Raw genomic sequence first — 18,052 nt, 5'->3', positions numbered from 1 at the left:
GTAATACGGGTTGATGAACTTATACGAAAAACAACAATCTATGCGAAAATAGCCTAATTAAAAAAGAGGGTGCCTTTTGATCATAAAAGGCATCCTTTATAATTTCTATTGTAAAAAGCTTTGATTTAAATTAAAATTGAATGAGTATTCATTCATTTAATTATTTTTTTGAAACATGCAGTTAAATTAGGAACGAAGAAAATTTATCAGAGGAGATTTTAAATGGAAAAGTTCATACCAATCCCACAGCCCAAAACCTTTGGTCCGCTTGGCAACTTGCCTTTAATCGACAAGGAAGCGCCCACCCTATCATTTTGTAAACTTGCGGAAGAGTACGGTCCCATTTTTCGAATGGAGTTCTATGGTGGATTCTCAACCATCTTTCTTTCTGGCCACGAATTGGTAGCTGAGGCTTGTAATGAATCAAAATTCGACAAGAGCCTTACAGGTGGTTTAAGTAAGGTTCGTGCCTTTTCCGGAGACGGGTTATTTACCAGCAAGACAAAAGAGCCAAATTGGCAAAAAGCACATAACATTCTTGTTCCTTCTTTTAGTCAACAAGCGATGAAAGGGTACCACTCGATGATGGTCGACATTGCTTTTCAGCTTGTTCAAAAATGGGCACGTCTTAACCCGAATGAGAGTATTGATGTATCAGATGATATGACCAGACTTACGCTTGACACGATTGGTTTATGTGGTTTTAACTATCGATTTAACAGTTTCTACAGAGAAAACCATCATCCTTTTATCACCAATATGGCTAATTCACTTGACGAAGCCATGCATCAAGGTACACGCCTGCCTTTCCAAAATAAATGGATGTTGAAAAGAAAACGACAGTTTGAGGAGGACATACAGGCGATGTTTTCCTTGGTTGACGAACTGATTGCCGAGCGGAAAAAACGTGGAGATCAAGGGGAAACCGATATGCTCGCTCGGATGCTAAGTGCTGAGGACCCGGAAACGGGGGAAAAGCTTAGTGATGAAAATATTCGTTTTCAAATTATCACCTTCTTGATAGCCGGACATGAAACAACAAGTGGTTTATTGTCCTTTGCTCATTACTTTTTATTAAAGCATCCTGAAGTACTTAAAAAGGCTTATGAAGAAGTGGACCAAATCTTAACAAGTTCGATTCCAACATATAAACAAGTAACTGAGCTTAAATATATTCGAATGATTTTAAATGAATCGCTGCGTTTATATCCTACAGCACCGCAATTTACCCTTTTTGCAAAAGAGGATACGGTCTTAGGAGGAAAATATCCAATTAAACAGAAGCAAAATGTGGCCATTCTCTTGCCTCAGCTTCATCGAGATAAAGCAGCATGGGGAGACGATGCCGAGGAGTTTCGTCCTGAGCGGTTTGAAGATCCAAGTAAAATACCACACGATGCCTATAAACCATTCGGCAATGGACAACGGGCTTGTATTGGGATGCAGTTCGCCCTTCATGAAGCTACGTTATTGATGGGCATGATTCTACAAAACTTTGAATTAATCGATCATACCAACTACCAGTTAAAGATAAAACAAACGATGACGCTGAAACCGGATCATTTTACGATGCGTGTCCAATTAAGAGATAAAAAAATCGTAGATCCATTTCCTACGAGTTCTAAAGAAATGGTTCAATCCGGAATGAAAAAGATTAACTTAGTTCAGAATTCTACTATTATGGGAGTCAACAATCGACCACTCCTTGTGCTTTACGGCTCCAATATGGGAACCGCAGAGGGGATTGCACGTGACCTTGCTGAAAGGGCTAGCGCACGCGGAATCAGGAGTGAAGTTGCCGCACTTGATGAACGGATTAACAGTTTACCAACAGATGGGGCCGTTTTGATTGTTACTTCCTCCTATAACGGGAAACCGCCAAAAAATGCACGGAAATTTGTCCAATGGTTGGATCAGCTTGAACCAGACAGCCTTAAGGGCGTGCATTATTCAGTTTTTGGCTGCGGAGATCGAAACTGGGCAAATACCTATCAAGATATTCCAAGATTCATAGATGAACAATTAGTGATTAAAGGTGCTACTAGGTTTTCTCATCGTGGTGAGGCTGATGTAAGCATGGACATTGAGAGGCAGCTTGAAGAATGGAAAAAAAGCATGTGGTCTGATGCTATGGAAGCTTTCGGATTAACGCTTGTTGATAAAGATGAGTTAAAACGAAGTATACTTACGATGCATTATGTAAGTCGTACCGATGATTTCTTTGGTGGTCTTCCTAGTAATAATAGAGAGAATGTCAACCGAATCTTGCGCCGGTATAGTTTGAATGGAAATGATCAAGTGATTTTAAGCGGCCAAAGCTCATCCCATCTTCCATTAGATCGTCCTTTAAATCTGTATGAACTGCTAAGTGGAAATGTAGATTTACAGGCTGTGGCAACACGAAGTCAAATACGTGAACTTGCGGATTTAACGGTTTGTCCACCACATAAGCGAGAATTAGAATTATTGTTTGAGGAAGGTAACTACGAAGAACAGGTATTGAGGAACAATATTTCGATGCTTGACCTTCTTGAAAAGTATGAAGCTTGCGAAATGACATTTGAGCGGTATTTGGAGCTTTTACCTCCACTAAAATTGATGGAAGAAATTGTTTATAAATGAAATGATAAAAAAGAAAATAAACTTTCATCACCTGGATATTCTCTCAAAATGATTCGTAAAGCAATTTAAATTTCCAACCAGTACCGCCAGAAAAGTAGATCCCTTTGCTCACTTAATTATTTAAGTGGGCTTTTTGTATTCTATAAGAAGAGGCAGCATTACTGCCTCTTCTTATCCCTTTAAAATAAAGTTGTTCAATAAAAACTCCGAATAAAATTAATAAAATACTTTAAACCTGATTTCTTAAACCGATGAGTTTTTTGTACCATCCATAAATCTCTTGATATGTTAAAATCAACTACTTTCAATTCATGAAGAATGCCGTATTTTAACTCCTTTGCCACAGTTAGTTTTGGAAGTATACTAACGCCTAAATCTGCTTCCACAGCACTTTTAATCGATTGGTAACTACCGAGTTCCATTGCACTTTTGATTTTTTTAAGAACCCCGTATTCTTGAAGGGCATTCTCTACAATTTGCCGAGTTCCTGAATCAACCTCTCTCCAAATCATCTTTTCTTCTGAAAGTTCGTCAATACTTATTTGTCCCTTTTCCGTCCATCGGTGATTGGACGAAGTTACTAAAATCAACTCATCATCCGTAAATTTCTCTGTGATAAATTCCTTATTCTCTACAGCACCTTCAACAAAAGCTATATCAATTTCATAATTTTCCAGCTTTGATAAAATATTAGGAGTGTTCCCGATTGATAAGCTAAATTTTAATTCTGGATAATTTTTACTGAAATGACCAAGGAGACCTGGTAATAAATATTCTCCTATTGTTAAACTAGCTCCAACATTAAGCACTGTTTCTTGGTTAGCCGTTATCTCTTGAATTGCCTCAAATGATCTTTTGGAGTATTCAACTATTTCTTTTGCATAAGGGTAAAGTACTTCCCCAGCCTCGGAAAGGGTTAATTTACCAGCTGTTCTTTCAAATAATTTAGCTCCATAAACTTCCTCTAACTGACGGATTTGTCTAGTTACAGCGGGCTGTGATACGAAGTTCAAACGTGCTGCCTTACTTATACTTCCTACATCCACTACAAGACAAAACATTCTTAAACTTTCTAAATTCATAAATACATATCCCACCTTAGTATAGTATAAGGCTTAAATCACTCTATGCAGTTTTAAATTAACTACACATCTGCAACACAGCGAAAACCAAGGTGTCCTGTAGAGCTATCAGGAGTAAAATGCGTAGTCACTACATGTTTATCTTGAACAGAAGGGTTAGGGGAAAGGAACCTATAAAAAACAAACGACCACCTAAACTGTTCCTCCTCTGTAATATATACCCTAGATTTAACAAACTCGTCAAATTAAGCATTAGTTACTTCATAACTATAAATTAAAAATGGATTAACTTTAACCCTTCTTACCGGTCCCACACCATCAGCTGGTAAGCCTTCTTTTGAATTTGTCCCCATTAAAAATTCCCTACAAGGAATATACATTATATCTTCTTCTTTAAATGGTTTGTTAGTTTCACTTTCATGTAGAAGCTTAAACACGCTTTTTATCTCTTATTGGTTCCTCATGAAAACATCTTTTCAGAGTAATCTTCATTAAAATAACAATCTGTTATATCCTATGCATTTGTTGCATTATCTCTTGATCCTCTTCCGTGTTATCGTAATAAGTAAGGCCAACGATAATAGTTTAAAAATATTAAATTCTTACTAAATATTCATGATTTGGATTTTTAAAACGAAAAGGAGATTACTTATATGAAGGAAGAATGGATGAAGTTATTTCAAATCTTTTGGACCTTTTTTAAGATTGGACCAGTCACCTTCGGTGGAGGGTATGCCATGATCCCGATTATTAAAAAAGAGGTTGTCGATAAAAAGAAATGGGTAAGAACAGAGGAGATTACAGATGTGTTCGCGATTGCGGGATCCATCCCCGGGGCAATTGCGATTAATTCATCTACCTTTGTTGGCTATAAAATAGGTGGTATTAAGGGAGCAATTGCTGCATTGATTGGTGTGTTTTTGCCAACGTTTTTAATTGTTGTTGTTCTCAGTATAATTTTTCTACAGATTCAGAACAACCCTAAAATTGATGCAGCCTTTCAAGCGATTCGTGCAACGATTGTGGCACTTATTGCTTATGCCGGGTACTTAATTGGTAAAACGGCAATAGTTGATAAAACAACTCTACTCATTTCCTTGGGTTCTATGGCTATTTTGTTTTTCTCCCCAATACATCCTGTACTAATAATTTTAACAGGAATGCTTCTTGGTATATCAGTGGTTAAGGTAAAACAATTGTTGGGGAACTCAGATAAACCCAAAAATGAAAAACACACTTCTACTGATGAACTAGAATGGTTTATGGGAGATGGAATTTGACATGATACTAATGGAATTATTTTGGAGGTTTTTATTAATTGGCTTTGTCTCGTTTGGGGGTGGATATGCCATCATGCCTATGATTGAGATGGAGGTCATAAAAAAAGGTTGGATGACAACACAACAGTTTACAGATATAATTGCGATTGCAAGTATGGCACCAGGGCCGATTGCAACCAATAGTGCTATTTTAGTAGGTTGTTGTAATTTGTCGTAATATTTAAATATTCAAACAACTTTTTATAACAATTTATCCCATATATCTACAAAAATACTTCCATTTAAGTTGGGTACCTTGCTACTTCATGTCAAAAGGATAAAACTTCAGACGGAATTCCTCCCTTTTCTTTATTTCGCGATAAATTTATTTATCACTTAAGCATTTGTCTAAATTGTGAGAATTAACATATAATGTAAACAACATAAAAAATTATTTAATATTGTAAATATTCAAAAATTGGCGGTGAAGAAAAGCGATGACCCTTATTCATGTGTTAAACTTTTCAATTCCGATTGCTTTTATTGTGTTCGCTGGGTATTTATTGGACCGCATGTGCAAGCCTGATTCCTCAAATTCAAAAGCTGGGAAAGAGTGAATCCTAATTAGAAGATTCCTCTTTCAATCAGCTTTTTCTTTTTATCTTCCTAATCAAATGTAATGAATTCACTCCATTTAGGGAATGATACTTGCGAAGACGAAAGGAGTGTTACATTTGGCACGTGGAGAACATTTTGAACATAAAAAGAAAAACCACCCTGGGAACTTCCCAAAAGACAGTTTAACGGAAAAACATGCAAAAGAAGCAATTGGTGACGAAGAATTCCTAGTGGTTCGAGAAGCATTTAAAAACCGAGTTGAAAATGAGGATGAGTACCGAGGAGACACTGCTCGTCTGCTGCATGATCAGACAGAATAAAAAGGCGTGAGCACCTCACGCCTTTTTCCTTTTAGATCTGTCCCTTTTCGATCCGTAAATTTCTAATAAAATGTGAAAATTCTATGGACTTAAGCCATTTGGCAGCTTTCTCAATATCCGTTGAAAACACCCTATCTTGCTTAATCGATTCTACCTGTTCGCGGCCTTTATCAAAAAACGCCTTAGTACATGAAGCCATTTTATCAATCCCGCGAATCTCCACCGCCTGCATGGCACAAATTAGTTCGATCGCCAAAACTCTGCGTGCATTTTGGATAATTTGATAAGCATGCCTTGAGGCAATCGTCCCCATACTAACATGGTCCTCTTGATTGGCTGATGAAGGAATAGAATCAACACTCGCTGGATGGGCAAGTGTTTTGTTCTCTGAAACAAGTGCTGCCGCTGCATATTGCATGATCATCGCCCCCGATTGTATACCAGGTTGAGGGCTTAAAAATGCCGGCAAATCATTTAACTGTGGATTAACTAAACGTTCAATTCTTCGTTCCGAAATATTTGCCAGTTCTGCAACGGCAATTTTCATAAAATCCATTGCAAAAGCAATCGGTTGTCCGTGGAAGTTCCCCCCTGAGATGACCTTCTCACCATTATCAAAAATTAACGGATTATCAGTTGCTGCATTCATTTCGATCTCTAGCTTTTCTTTCACATAATCCAAGGCTTGCCACGAGGCACCATGGACCTGTGGAATACAGCGGAGTGAATATGCGTCTTGGACACGTAACTCTCCCTGCTGGGTTGTTAATAAACTATCGCTTAAATAACGGCGGATTCTTGCTGCCGTATCAATTTGCTGTTTATACCCTCTAGCTACATGAACTTCTTCGGCAAATGCATCAATAATTCCGTTTAACCCTTCCATAGTCATGGCAGCGATCAGTTCACTTTCTTCAGCCAGCTGCTCTGCTTCCAGATAACCGATTACTCCCATCGCAGTCATCGCTTGGGTACCATTAATAAGTGCGAGACCTTCTTTTGCTTCCAATGTTAAGGGTAAAATCCCTTCTTGTTGGAGTGCATGAAATGCTTCCATTTGCTTGCCTTTGTAAAAAACCTCTCCCTCCCCAATTAAAACCAATGCGAGATGAGAAAGCGGGGCTAAATCACCACTTGCCCCAAGAGAACCTTGCTGCGGGATGACTGGAATAATATCTTTATTCACTAACTCTAATAATTTTTCAATGACAATCGGCCTGACCCCTGAAAACCCCTTTAGGAGTGCGTTAGCACGGAGTAACACCATTGCTTTTGAAACGATTTCTGGAAAAGGCTCTCCCACCCCGCATGCATGGGAACGAATTAAATTAAGCTGAAGGTCTTGAACATGATTCTTATCAATAAGTACGTCGCTGAATTTCCCAAAACCTGTCGTAATTCCATAAACCACCCTTGATTCTGCAACGATTCTTTCCACTGCTTCACGGCTCTTCTTGACTGCTTCCATACTTTCGGCTGACGCCATGACCTTTTGCTTGCGAAATAAAACATCTTTCATCTGTTCTAAAGTTAAGCTTCCACCTGTTAGGATTATCATATTGTCTCTCTCCTCTACCACTGTAGTATAATAAAGAAAGAGGCTGGATTCCGAATCTAATTGATTTGGAGTCCAGCCTCTTTTATGGTTAACTGATTGAATATTTTCAGATTTCTCATGGGTATCATTCCATTCTTTAACTATCTTAATGATAATTATTGTATGGGATGAAAAGCTTAATTGTCAATTAAATTTTCAGAATTTTAGCACGATAATACTTTAGCACAATAACAAATGAAAGGTGAACAACTCAGATTACAAAATAGCTGGAGTTTCCGTTATACTATATAAAGGTCAAAATGGATGTACCTGAAAGGAGTAATTATGAAATCTCTCGTACTTGCAGAAAAGCCGAGTGTGGCCCGTGAACTCGCACGCGTCCTTGGCTGCAATCAAAAACATAAAAGTTATATGGAAGGAAATCAATACATTGTCACATGGGCATTAGGACACTTAATCGAATTAAAAATGCCAGAACATTATGATCCGAAATATAAAACATGGAATTTGGAGGATCTGCCGATTATTCCCCCAAAAATGGGCTTATTGGTCATGAAACAAACCAACCATCAATTCCGTGCCATTGAGTCGTTAGCAAAGCGGAAAGACATTAATGAATGTATCATTGCAACAGATGCAGGTCGTGAAGGCGAGCTGGTTGCCCGCTGGATTCTTGAAAAGATTCGTTGGAACAAGCCATTAAAGAGGCTATGGATTTCTTCACAAACAGATAAAGCTATTAAAGACGGTTTCAAGCAATTAAAACCAGGTAAACAATTTGAGGACCTCTATCATTCAGCTGTTTGTAGAGCAGAAGCCGACTGGTTAATCGGATTAAATGTAACAAGAGCATTAACCACTAAATATAAAGATCCGCTTTCTGCAGGACGCGTTCAAACCCCTACTCTTGCCCTTGTTTTGGAACGTGAGCAACAGATTCAATCCTTTGTCCCAAAGGAATATTGGACCATTCGTGCCGAAATTGGCCCACTTTCAACGGATTGGGAACGGGACAATGAAAAGCGCATCTTCGATAAGGCAAAAGCCGAAACCATCCAATCGAAAGTAAATGGTAAAAAGGCTGTGCTTGATAAAATTGACCGGAAGAAAAAATCAGAACCACAGCCGCTACCTTACGATTTAACCGAATTACAGCGTGATGCCAATAAGCGTTTTGGTTTTTCGGCGAAAAAGACCTCATCCGTCTTACAACGTCTTTATGAACAATACAAATTGGTTACTTATCCTAGAACCGATTCCCGCTATTTAACAACAGATATGATAAACACAATGACAGACCGCCTCCATGCAATGGCATCCGGTTATAAGGAGGAAGTCCGTCCTCTTCTTGCCACCAAGGGAACGGTGCTCGCCAAACGCGTTTTTAACAATGAAAAGGTAACGGATCACCACGCAATTATCCCAACAGAACAACGGCTTAATCTTAGTGAACTTGATTCAGATGAAAGAAAACTCTACGACATCATTGCCAGACGCTTCTTAGCATTGTTTTTACCGGCTTATGAATATGAAACCATTCAGGCAACATTTAAGGTCGAAGGCGAAACCTTTACCACCAAAGAAACGAATGTTATCGACTTGGGCTTCAAAAAAGTGTTAGGAAAAGAAGAAATAGAGAAATTGACCACTGGACTGCAAAAATTATCCCAGGGTCAGTCCTTTACGGTAAAAAGCAGTTCAATTAATCAAAAATGGACTGAGCCGCCGCAGCGCTATTCTGAAGCTGATGTCCTGTCGCAAATGGAGAAATTCGGTCTAGGCACCCCGGCAACAAGAGCAGAAATTATTGAAAGATTGGTGGAAACAGAAGTTGTGGAACGACAAAGTGGACGCTTCCACCCAACAAAAAAAGGCAAGCAACTCATTGACCTTGTCAATGATGAATTAAAGTCACCGGAATTAACGGCCAAATGGGAGCAAGAACTTGAAAAAATCTCTAAAGGGAAGGCTGATCCCAAAGTCTTTTTACAAAGGATTCGCCGCCAAACGGAACAATTGGTATCTGAAATTAAAAAAAGCGAAAAATCCTATCGGGCACACAATTTGACTGGCTCGAGATGTCCTGAATGTAACGAGTTCCTAAAAGAAAGGAATACAAAGGAAGGTAAAATTCTCGTTTGCTCGAGCCCTGAGTGTTCATTTCGGAAACGAAAGGATCCAAAGCTTTCAAACCGCCGCTGCCCACAGTGCCATAAGAAAATGGAAATTCACAATGGAAAGGCGGGCATGTATTTCCAATGCCGCCGTTGTAATGTCGTTGAAAAAGCAGAAGACAAGAAAAAAGCAGTCAATAAAAAAGAAGCACAAAAGCTCGTACAGAAATACACACCAAAAGAAGATTTCGGAACTAGTTTGGGAGACTTACTGAAACAAGCCTTAAAAAATCAGGATTAATCATTAATGGTAAGCGCTCAAAGAAGTGCTTACCATTAATATTGTAAGTTTTTCAATTCAAAAAAGTATGATTGTTAGATCAAAAATGTAGAAACGAGGACATAGTATGAGGATTAGGGATTGGGATCCTAATTTAAAGGTCCGCTTATTTAGCGAAGCGATGATGAACATCACGTTTTGGATGTTTTTTCCGTTCTTAACGATATATTTTTCAGAAGCATTCGGTAAAAGTAAAGCAGGATTATTATTAGTTTTTTCACAGGTTTTCTCTGTTCTAGCAAACCTTATGGGCGGTTACTGTGCGGACCGGTTCGGGCGAAAACGGATGATGGTTCTGTCTGCTATCGGACAAGGAATTTCGTTTATCGCATTTGGCTTCGCCAGTTCACCGTGGTTTCAATCCCCATGGCTGGGGTTTGTCGCTTTTGCAGTAGCCGGTGTTTTCGGTTCCTTTTATTGGCCTGCGAGCCAAGCGATGGTAGCGGATGTCGTCGATGAAAAAGATAGAAGTAATGTGTTTGCTATATTTTACACTTCTATTAATATTGCGGTTGTAATTGGCCCTATTCTAGGTGCGATTTTTTATGTTCATTACCGTTTCCAACTCTTACTTGCCGCAGGGTTAATTTGTATTGCCTTGGGACTTATTCTTGCCAAATGGACTCGAGAAACGGTGCCGGTTAAACATAACGATTTGTCGCCTGACGGGAAATGGTATTACTTTTTAAAAAATCAACTAAGTGATTATTCTCTAATTCTTAAAGATAAAACCTTCTTGTTATTTATTCTTGCAGGTGTTTTAGCTGGCCAGACATTCATGCAATTGGATTTGTTGATTCCCGTTTATATTAAGGATGTCTACCACGAGCAAAGTCTTTTTTCACTAGGGAACTGGTCGTTTTCGGTCAATGGTGAGCAGGCCTTTGGTTTGGTGCTTGCGGAAAATGGGTTCCTAGTCGCCCTGCTGACCGTAATCGTCACAAAGTGGATGAGTAAATATTATGAAAGAAATGTATTTGTTCTCTCGTCCGTTGTTTACGCGGTTTCGATGGTTCTTTTTAGTCAAACCACATGGATTTGGGGTTTAATGATTGCCATGGCTGTTTTCACCTTTGCTGAATTAATGGGGGCTGGTCTCCAGCAAAGCTTTGTATCGAGACTTGCTCCTGATCATATGCGAGGGCAATATTTTGCTGCAGCAAGCCTGCGGTTTACCATTAGCCGTACGATTGCACCACTAGCGATTCCAATGACGGTATTGATCGGGTATAGTTGGACGTTTTTCGTGTTAGTTATTCTTGCCCTGTTAAGTGCAGGGATGTATTGGGTCATGTTTTATTCCTTTGAAAAGCAAAAGATTGGATCGCAGATGTAAAAAAGGGTGTCAATAATTCCACAGCATTTGTACTAAATTGTTCACATTTGCCTGGATAGTATTTATAATTAACTTATAAAAGTTATTAATAATATAAGGGCGGTGGAAACAATGGAATTATCTCAGTTCATGTCTCCAACATCATTGTCAGGTATTATAACATTCCTAGTAATATTTTCAGCAGGTGTTTATTTTAATATAAAAGTATACGGCAGCAAGATGCAGTAAAGATGAAAATCTTTACTGTTTTTTTAGCATTTATTTGCTACATGGATACTAGTTTCTTTTTCCAATTAATAACGCTACAATAAAGGAAGATTCTGAAAAAGGAGACATACATATGAGTGAATTTCAAAAAAACCTGGAAAAGTATGCTGAACTAGCTGTTAAGGTTGGCGTAAATATCCAAAAAGGTCAAACCCTAGTCGTTAATGCCACCTTAGATGCGGCGGAGTTTATTCGTCTGATTGTTAAAAAGGCATACGAAACTGGTGCCCAAAATGTCATCGTTAATTGGAACGACGATACCGTTACAAAAACAAAATATGACCTAGCCCCAGATGAAGCTTTCCTTGAGTACCCAGTATGGCGTGCTAAAGAAATGGAAGATCTAGCAGCCAATGGTGCAGCTTTTATGTCGGTGATTTCCACGAGCCCTGATTTATTAAAAGGTGTGAATCCAGAACGGATTTCTAACTTCAACAAGGCTGCAGGAACAGCATTGTCAAATTATCGTAAGGCTGTACAATCTGATAAAGTGAGCTGGACGGTTGTCGCAGCAGCGTCACCTGCATGGGCAGCAAAAGTATTCCCTGATGAGCCTGTTGAAAATCAAGTAAATAAGCTTTGGGATGCGATTTTTAAAGCAGTACGTGCAGACGTCGAAAATCCAGTAGATGCTTGGAAGAAACATGACGAAACCCTTCATGAAAAAGTTCACTATTTAAACGAAAAAAGATATCAAAAGCTTCATTACAAAGCCCCAGGTACAGACTTAACGATTGAGCTTCCTGAAAAACACATCTGGGTGGGCGCAGGCAGTGTCAATGAGAATGGCTTCGAGTTTATGGCAAACATGCCAACAGAAGAAGTGTTCACTGTTCCTTATCGAACAGGTGTAAATGGGACAGTTGCTAGCACAAAACCTTTAAGTTACGGTGGAAATATTATTGACCGCTTTTCGATTACATTTGAAAATGGAAAAATTGTTGGGGTGAAAGCAGAAGAAGGCGAAGAAATACTTAAGCGTCTTGTTGATACTGACGAGGGATCCCATTATCTGGGCGAAGTTGCCCTTGTACCTTATAACTCGCCAATTTCCCAATCAAATATTCTTTTCTTTAATACATTATTTGATGAGAATGCCTCAAACCATTTGGCAATCGGCAGTGCCTATGCTTTCTGTGTTGAAGGCGGGAAGAAAATGTCTTCTGAAGAATTGAAAGAGCATGGCTTGAATGAAAGTATCACTCATGTGGACTTTATGATTGGTTCCACTGAAATGGACATCGATGGAATCACCGCCGAAGGAAAATCAGAACCAGTATTTAGAAGCGGAAATTGGGCTTTCTAATATCAGAACAAAAGAGCAGGATTACCTGCTCTTTTTCCTATGGTGAATAAATAATGGCTCCATCCTTTTCTTTTGCAATTTTATCATGCATTTTATTTAGTTGATCTAAGGGATCTTCAGGTACGACTTTTCCTACTATCTCAATAAGGTTGAGTGAATGGAATATGCTCTCTTCCAAACTTTGAAGTTCTTTTGTCAGCAGTGTGTCACCTAGGCAAACAGAGTGCAATGTTTTTCCCTTTTCAATGGCTTCATCAATTAATGCCAAGGCGAGTTCCTTATGAATGACTCCCTTTTCATCCTCCAGTTGCTCACAAACTGATTTTAAAATCTGTTCTACCTTCTCCGAAGCCTCACTGACGCCAGGTTCAAGCTGCTTTGTAACAGGCTCCAGTGGCTTCAATACAGGTTCAAGTGGTTTTGTGACAGGTTTCAGCGGTTTCAAAACGGGCTCGAGTGGTTTTGTGACAGGTTCCAACGGTTTTAAGATAGGCTTAATAGTTTCTTCTACTGGATTCAACGGTTTTGTTATCGGTTTCAATGGTTTGGTCACCACTTCCACCACATCTTGAACCGGTTTAGTGATTTTTCCAATCTGTTCAGGTGATTCACCTGCTTTAGAATAATCATCACATGTAAGAGGCAAATGTCCACTCCTAATTTTTCCTAACTCTTGTTCCAATTGATTAAGAGGAAGCGAGCCTAAATCTTGAATCATTTTCAACTTCCCTAGCTTGGGTGCAGTTGATTGCCCTGCAACCGTATTAAGAACAAGTTGCTTAATAATACTATCTTCGGATTCCATATAATGAGCAACCATGACCACCTGCTCCATCCCAAGTTCTGGAATAGTTTCTGCTGCCTTTAGGCAAGCCCCTTTAAAAGCTAGAGCCGATGTATCTACAATCATATTCTTTACGATAACAGGCCCATTAGCTTTTAAATTAATGCTTATTTGACCTCTTGGTGAATTCACCTGCTTGGTTAATTTCATTCCATAAATAATGGCTGATTTATAATGAATTCGCAGCATTAGTTTACTATTATTTGTAGAGGTTTCTTGTTGAATAATGTTTGCTGTCATACCCGAACCGACAACTCGGTCTGCTTCAATGACAAAACCATCTGTTTTTGGATCTTCCGCCTTGGCTGCTCCACCACTAGTGAAAATGGTTAATCCTAGTAAGGGAAGACATAAGCTTAACAAGACCACCTTGCTTTTCAACCACATTGTTTGCTCTCCTTTAGAAAGTGTGGGCTGCTTTTTCTCTATCAATTGGAGGTGAAACTTTAACTTTCACAGGTGCAAGCCGCCATGCCATCAGTAATGCTCCACCGATGATTCCAAATAGCGTGCCGAAAAGGAACCCTCCTAATGCTCCGATAACAGATAATATTGATAGAAAGATAGTGAAGATGCCAAGGATTTTCGACGCATTTGGAAAAAACAATGCCACAATTCCAATTAACGTAAGCACTCCGCCAAATAATAAACCAATGATGGCAATCGATCCTGGCAGGAATGTACTTAAATAAAGGTTTAATGGTACCCATAAAATCATGAGTCCACTGATGATTGTCATCAATGAACCCCCAAAGGGCCGGCTTTTCCGCCATTTAGTAAAGCTCATCTCATTCCCTCCTTACTTATTTTTTATTAATCTTTTCAACTGTTAGTCGCATTCCGTTCATATTAATCGTTTTCTGAAAAAGATAGTGTGTTTTAAGTTTGGCATGTTCTAAGGTAATTTTTGATGAGGTTTGTCGGAATTGTTTTTGCCAATCATCGCTATGATTTTCTTTAAGGGCTAAGTTTGTAAATTTTGCATCTGCTTCAATCAGACCTGCATCGTGTTGCAGTCCAGTAATCTGCACGGGTTTAGAGGCCGTAATCTTAACACGAATCCACTCCCCGCCGACCTTGAAATCCTTATATAATTGCAAATGATCAATCGTCAAGTTATCTATTAAATTAGTCCCTTGTGGCGCCGAGTCTTCACTGCTGGTTTCACCCATTTTTGGATAAAAGGTATAACCGTTCCCCTCCAATTTGTCAAACTCGACATAAAAGTCACCCACACCCGCAATTGGAACAGCATAGGCTACCCCTGAAATCCCAAATGAAACTAATAACAGCGCTAACACCAAAATTCCAGAACCTAAAGCTGACCAGAAAACTTTTTTACTTGTCATACCCTCAACAGGCTGAATTGAACTTTCCATACGCTCCTCCTCATATTTTCTGAATTTTTAAACATTACTCTTTTTTATACCTTACTACTGTTATTTCACGGCCACAATCACGTCATCTATCGTAAAAATACGAGAACCCCGTCAAATGTCGGGTGGAGGAGTACTACTACGGACATATTGAAAAATATTCCACCGAACGATATAAAAACAAATATAGGTGTGGTGGAAGGAACATGGAGCACAAAGTGGATCAGCTTTTACAAAGGGGACTTTCGATTATTTTTCAACTTAGTAAGCCATTTATGAAAGAATGGAAGGAAGTTCTGGCGACGTTAAAATACCGAAAAGACAGTTTAGTCGATGAATTTAATGTTATAATCCAGATTGCTTTTCAACAGGTGTTTCTCGATAAAATCCCTAGTGTCGACTCCTTCATCCTTTCCCTTCTTACGGAATGGCAAAATCGTTTCGCCTCAAAATATGATGAAAACGAGTCAATCTACTTATTAACGACGATTGAAAATATGTTTCATAAGCTATTAACGGAACGTAAATCTTCTACATTTCTGGATCATCAGGCTGTCCAATCCGTTTTTTTGAGAATACTAGACCAAACGTTATTAGCACGGGATCTAGAGGATCGGAATGAGAAGTGGGTAAAAAATATTATTTCAACTAACATTATTCAAATGGAATGGATCGCTGTCATAAACAAGCAAGAAGAGTATCAGGTTGAAAGTGTTGTCTGTTCCGAGCAAAATCAAGTGGATAGCCATTTAATCGATATGTCCACGAGTTTAAAGGCAAGTCAAATCGACCACTTATCAATGGCTATCGCTAGACTTTTAGGAACAAACAGAGATGGGGATACTATTCTCCGAATTCCTTGTTTGAACGACACTTTGTTAATCGGCTTGCAAAATAGTAGTGTCGCAGTCACCGATCACGAAATCGAATTTATTAGAGGGATGTATTTGCGCCAGCTAAAACTACGTCATCTAGAAAGTAAGTTGGAATGGAAGGATGCCTCTCTTCTCTTCTTACAGCACTTATTACGTGCACGGGGGGCGGATAAGGCTGTTAAGGCCATTTCGGAAGGGTTAGTCGAGTATATGCCCTTTAATCGCTGCGCCCTTTTTATGTATAACCACTACGAGGGGAAAGGAATCGGAGTTTCAGGCTATAATGTAAGCAATCCGTCTGTTCAGCAGATTAAGGAGGAAATATTCAAACTCCCCTTAATAAAGAAATATTTCCATTCTTTAAACCATTCTCAGCCCCTGTATTTTGCAAATGCTGCCCAGGTGTTACCGAAAAAATACGTCCATGAATATAAGTTAAAATCCCTAGTGGTCTTACCTATATTTGTGCCAACCAAAAGTACGCTAATTGGGATTGCCCTATTGGACCAAGGGGAAGATTCTCAATTTGACGTTTCTATTCAAACGTTAACTACTTTAATAAAATTTGGGCATTACGCCGGGGAATTGCTTTTTTCCATTAGAGACGAGGCCCTTCAACAATTCGGAAACGCCAATGGCGTCTTAACACAGCGCGAGAAAGAGGTATTAAAGCTAATCGCCGACGGGGCAACCATTAATGAAGCAGCAACCACGCTTCATCTTAGCAGTTATACAGTTCGAGATTATATCTCAATCATCATTCAAAAATTAGCTGCAAAAAACCGAACAGATGCAGCCGTAAAAGCGATAAAAATGAATTTAATTTCATAATCCGTTAGTTGCCAATCATTGTCCGAATGACGGGATTTTTCGGACAGGTCGGGCAGGAAATTGCTATTAAAGATGATTAAGAGGTACAATATAAAATTAAGATAACAGGTTTGTAGGAGGATTTTTTATGTGGAATGAATTTAAACAGTTTGCCATGAAAGGGAACGTCATAGATTTAGCAGTCGGTGTGATTATAGGTGCAGCATTTGGAAAAATAGTTTCATCTCTTGTCGCCGATATAATCATGCCCTTAGTGGGGGTAATCATTGGAGGCGTTGATTTTAATTTTTCTAATCTTGCCTATGGAAATTTAGCCTATGGTAAATTTATTCAAACGGTAGTCGATTTCTTAATTATTTCATTTTCAATTTTCCTATTTATAAAGTTTCTCAACCGTTTTAAGAAGCAAGAAGAACCAGCCCCAGTTGTTGCTAAGGTAGATCGTTCAGAGGAATTATTAGCAGAAATTCGCGATTTATTAAAAGAAGATAAAAATTTTTTTAGAAAAAATGAAACATCTTGACCAATTAATCGTATATCTTTAGTAACAAATAATTTTTGAGGTGAAAAATTTGTATACTCAAACATCTACTGAATTTTTGCCATCCGTAATACGAACATTTGCCCTTTCGCTTGCGATTGCTTTCTTGGGCACAATGGCAGGTGTATTTGTACCCGATAGTCTATTTATGCCGCTCGCGATTCTAGAATTTGTAATGCTCATGATCGCATTCTTTTTCAGACGTAAAAAGGCTATTTCTTATTCATTTCTATATATCTTTACTTTTATCTCAGGAATTACCCTATTCCCAATAGTAGCCTATTACACAGCTGCTGCAGGGGCAAACGTTGTTGTCATGGCCTTTGCAAGTACAACAGTTGTTTTTACGGGTGTGGCTATTTATGCGACGAAATCAAAATCAAACTTTTCCTTTTTAGGTGGATTCCTGTTAGCTGCTTTGCTAGCCTTAATAGCAATTTCTATTTATAATATCTTCTTTCCATTAGGATCGACGGCGATGCTTGCTTTCTCTATAATTGGAGTGATTGTATTTAGTGGTTATGTTCTTTTTGACTTCAGCCGAATGAAGCATTACGGAGTTAGAGCAGAAGAAGTACCATTAATGGCATTAAACTTATATTTGAATTTTATTAACCTATTTGTTAGCATCCTTCGTATTTTCGGAATTCTATCAAGTAAAGACTAACTAGTAACGTGTTCGACCTAGACCATATAAGTAAGGAGCTTGGAATCCCAAGCTCCTTTTCCTTTAACTATTATTTATTGGCTCTGTTAAACTTGC

General features: G+C 38.7%; 15 protein-coding genes and 1 pseudogene. 10 read left to right on the top strand and 6 right to left on the bottom strand.

The annotated features are described in order from the left end of the window. Positions 1 to 222: 222 nt before the first annotated feature. A pseudogene (locus V7137_RS14480) lies at positions 223 to 2,595 on the top strand (cytochrome P450); the annotation flags it as partial. A 221-nt stretch (positions 2,596 to 2,816) separates the two neighbouring features. On the opposite strand, the gene V7137_RS14475 reads toward V7137_RS14480, so the two are convergent. Together V7137_RS14475 and V7137_RS14470 are read right to left on the bottom strand one after the other, a co-directional pair. Beyond that, the gene (locus V7137_RS14475) at positions 2,817 to 3,704 is read right to left on the bottom strand and encodes a LysR family transcriptional regulator (RefSeq protein WP_335698743.1); all 888 of its coding nucleotides are present in this window, start codon (positions 3,702 to 3,704) and stop codon (positions 2,817 to 2,819) included. A 245-nt stretch (positions 3,705 to 3,949) separates the two neighbouring features. Beyond that, positions 3,950 to 4,141 carry a hypothetical protein gene (locus V7137_RS14470; RefSeq protein WP_335698742.1) on the bottom strand — a complete coding sequence of 64 codons (192 nt, stop codon included), beginning with the start codon at positions 4,139 to 4,141 and terminating at the stop codon, positions 3,950 to 3,952. 216 nt (positions 4,142 to 4,357) lie between these two features. Between V7137_RS14470 and V7137_RS14465 the strand changes: the two genes are divergently transcribed. From V7137_RS14465 to V7137_RS14455, 3 genes are all read left to right on the top strand, one after another. Then, complete coding sequence (locus tag V7137_RS14465) at positions 4,358 to 4,984, top strand: chromate transporter (RefSeq protein WP_335698741.1); 627 nt, start codon at positions 4,358 to 4,360, stop codon at positions 4,982 to 4,984. 1 nt (position 4,985) lies between these two features. After that, complete coding sequence (locus V7137_RS14460) at positions 4,986 to 5,201, top strand: chromate transporter (protein ID WP_335698740.1); 216 nt, start codon at positions 4,986 to 4,988, stop codon at positions 5,199 to 5,201. 496 nt (positions 5,202 to 5,697) lie between these two features. Beyond that, complete coding sequence (locus V7137_RS14455; protein ID WP_335698739.1) at positions 5,698 to 5,901, top strand: hypothetical protein; 204 nt, start codon at positions 5,698 to 5,700, stop codon at positions 5,899 to 5,901. Between the two features lie 31 nt (positions 5,902 to 5,932). Here the strand turns inward: V7137_RS14455 and hutH are convergent, their stop codons facing one another. Then, on the bottom strand, positions 5,933 to 7,459 hold the full coding sequence (hutH, locus tag V7137_RS14450; RefSeq protein ID WP_335698738.1) for a histidine ammonia-lyase: 1,527 nt from the start codon (positions 7,457 to 7,459) through the stop codon (positions 5,933 to 5,935). A 324-nt stretch (positions 7,460 to 7,783) separates the two neighbouring features. On the opposite strand from hutH, the gene V7137_RS14445 reads away from it, so the two are divergent. The 3 genes from V7137_RS14445 (at position 7,784) to V7137_RS14435 (ending at position 12,822) form a co-directional block, all read left to right on the top strand. Continuing rightward, positions 7,784 to 9,874, top strand: a complete 2,091-nt coding sequence (locus tag V7137_RS14445; protein WP_335698737.1) for a DNA topoisomerase III — start codon at positions 7,784 to 7,786, stop codon at positions 9,872 to 9,874. 106 nt (positions 9,875 to 9,980) lie between these two features. Further along, positions 9,981 to 11,249: an MDR family MFS transporter gene (locus V7137_RS14440; RefSeq protein WP_335698736.1), complete on the top strand. Its 1,269-nt coding sequence runs from the start codon at positions 9,981 to 9,983 to the stop codon at positions 11,247 to 11,249. 340 nt (positions 11,250 to 11,589) lie between these two features. Next, entirely contained in the window at positions 11,590 to 12,822 is a 1,233-nt protein-coding gene (locus tag V7137_RS14435; RefSeq protein WP_335698735.1) for an aminopeptidase, read from the top strand. A 37-nt stretch (positions 12,823 to 12,859) separates the two neighbouring features. On the opposite strand, the gene V7137_RS14430 is transcribed toward V7137_RS14435, so the two are convergent. The 3 genes from V7137_RS14430 to V7137_RS14420 are packed head-to-tail and all read right to left on the bottom strand — an operon-like array spanning position 12,860 to position 15,045. Further along, entirely contained in the window at positions 12,860 to 14,053 is a 1,194-nt protein-coding gene (locus tag V7137_RS14430; protein ID WP_335698734.1) for a hypothetical protein, read from the bottom strand. Between the two features lie 13 nt (positions 14,054 to 14,066). Further along, positions 14,067 to 14,453 carry a DUF6114 domain-containing protein gene (locus V7137_RS14425; RefSeq protein WP_335698733.1) on the bottom strand — a complete coding sequence of 129 codons (387 nt, stop codon included), beginning with the start codon at positions 14,451 to 14,453 and terminating at the stop codon, positions 14,067 to 14,069. Between the two features lie 16 nt (positions 14,454 to 14,469). Next, entirely contained in the window at positions 14,470 to 15,045 is a 576-nt protein-coding gene (locus tag V7137_RS14420) for a DUF6230 family protein (protein ID WP_335698732.1), read from the bottom strand. Positions 15,046 to 15,248: 203 nt separating this feature from the next. Here V7137_RS14420 and V7137_RS14415 point away from each other — a divergent pair, with 203 nt between their 5' ends. From V7137_RS14415 to V7137_RS14405, 3 genes are all read left to right on the top strand, one after another. Further along, positions 15,249 to 16,748, top strand: a complete 1,500-nt coding sequence (locus tag V7137_RS14415) for a response regulator transcription factor (protein WP_335698731.1) — start codon at positions 15,249 to 15,251, stop codon at positions 16,746 to 16,748. A 127-nt stretch (positions 16,749 to 16,875) separates the two neighbouring features. Then, positions 16,876 to 17,271, top strand: coding sequence for a large-conductance mechanosensitive channel protein MscL (gene mscL, locus V7137_RS14410; RefSeq protein ID WP_335698730.1), 396 nt, complete (start codon positions 16,876 to 16,878; stop codon positions 17,269 to 17,271). A gap of 49 nt (positions 17,272 to 17,320) precedes the next feature. Continuing rightward, entirely contained in the window at positions 17,321 to 17,956 is a 636-nt protein-coding gene (locus tag V7137_RS14405; protein WP_335698729.1) for a Bax inhibitor-1/YccA family protein, read from the top strand. Positions 17,957 to 18,052: the final 96 nt, after the last annotated feature.

The sequence above is a fragment of the Neobacillus drentensis genome (genome assembly GCF_036962765.1).
GTDB classification, from domain to species: domain Bacteria; phylum Bacillota; class Bacilli; order Bacillales; family Cytobacillaceae; genus Neobacillus; species Neobacillus drentensis_C.
Note: the sequence above shows the minus strand (reverse complement) of the source record. Positions and strands in the feature narration are given on the sequence as shown.

What these genes read in the sequence shown, in the direction of transcription:
- V7137_RS14475 (WP_335698743.1), bottom strand. Translation starts at nt 3,704, where the DNA reads ATGAATTTAGAAAGTTTAAGAATGTTTTGTCTTGTAGTGGATGTAGGA.
- V7137_RS14465 (WP_335698741.1), top strand. Translation starts at nt 4,358, where the DNA reads ATGAAGGAAGAATGGATGAAGTTATTTCAAATCTTTTGGACCTTTTTT.
- V7137_RS14460 (WP_335698740.1), top strand. Translation starts at nt 4,986, where the DNA reads ATGATACTAATGGAATTATTTTGGAGGTTTTTATTAATTGGCTTTGTC.
- hutH (WP_335698738.1), bottom strand. Translation starts at nt 7,459, where the DNA reads ATGATAATCCTAACAGGTGGAAGCTTAACTTTAGAACAGATGAAAGAT.
- V7137_RS14445 (WP_335698737.1), top strand. Translation starts at nt 7,784, where the DNA reads ATGAAATCTCTCGTACTTGCAGAAAAGCCGAGTGTGGCCCGTGAACTC.
- V7137_RS14440 (WP_335698736.1), top strand. Translation starts at nt 9,981, where the DNA reads ATGAGGATTAGGGATTGGGATCCTAATTTAAAGGTCCGCTTATTTAGC.
- V7137_RS14435 (WP_335698735.1), top strand. Translation starts at nt 11,590, where the DNA reads ATGAGTGAATTTCAAAAAAACCTGGAAAAGTATGCTGAACTAGCTGTT.
- V7137_RS14430 (WP_335698734.1), bottom strand. Translation starts at nt 14,053, where the DNA reads ATGTGGTTGAAAAGCAAGGTGGTCTTGTTAAGCTTATGTCTTCCCTTA.
- V7137_RS14425 (WP_335698733.1), bottom strand. Translation starts at nt 14,453, where the DNA reads ATGAGCTTTACTAAATGGCGGAAAAGCCGGCCCTTTGGGGGTTCATTG.
- V7137_RS14420 (WP_335698732.1), bottom strand. Translation starts at nt 15,045, where the DNA reads ATGGAAAGTTCAATTCAGCCTGTTGAGGGTATGACAAGTAAAAAAGTT.
- V7137_RS14415 (WP_335698731.1), top strand. Translation starts at nt 15,249, where the DNA reads ATGGAGCACAAAGTGGATCAGCTTTTACAAAGGGGACTTTCGATTATT.
- mscL (WP_335698730.1), top strand. Translation starts at nt 16,876, where the DNA reads ATGTGGAATGAATTTAAACAGTTTGCCATGAAAGGGAACGTCATAGAT.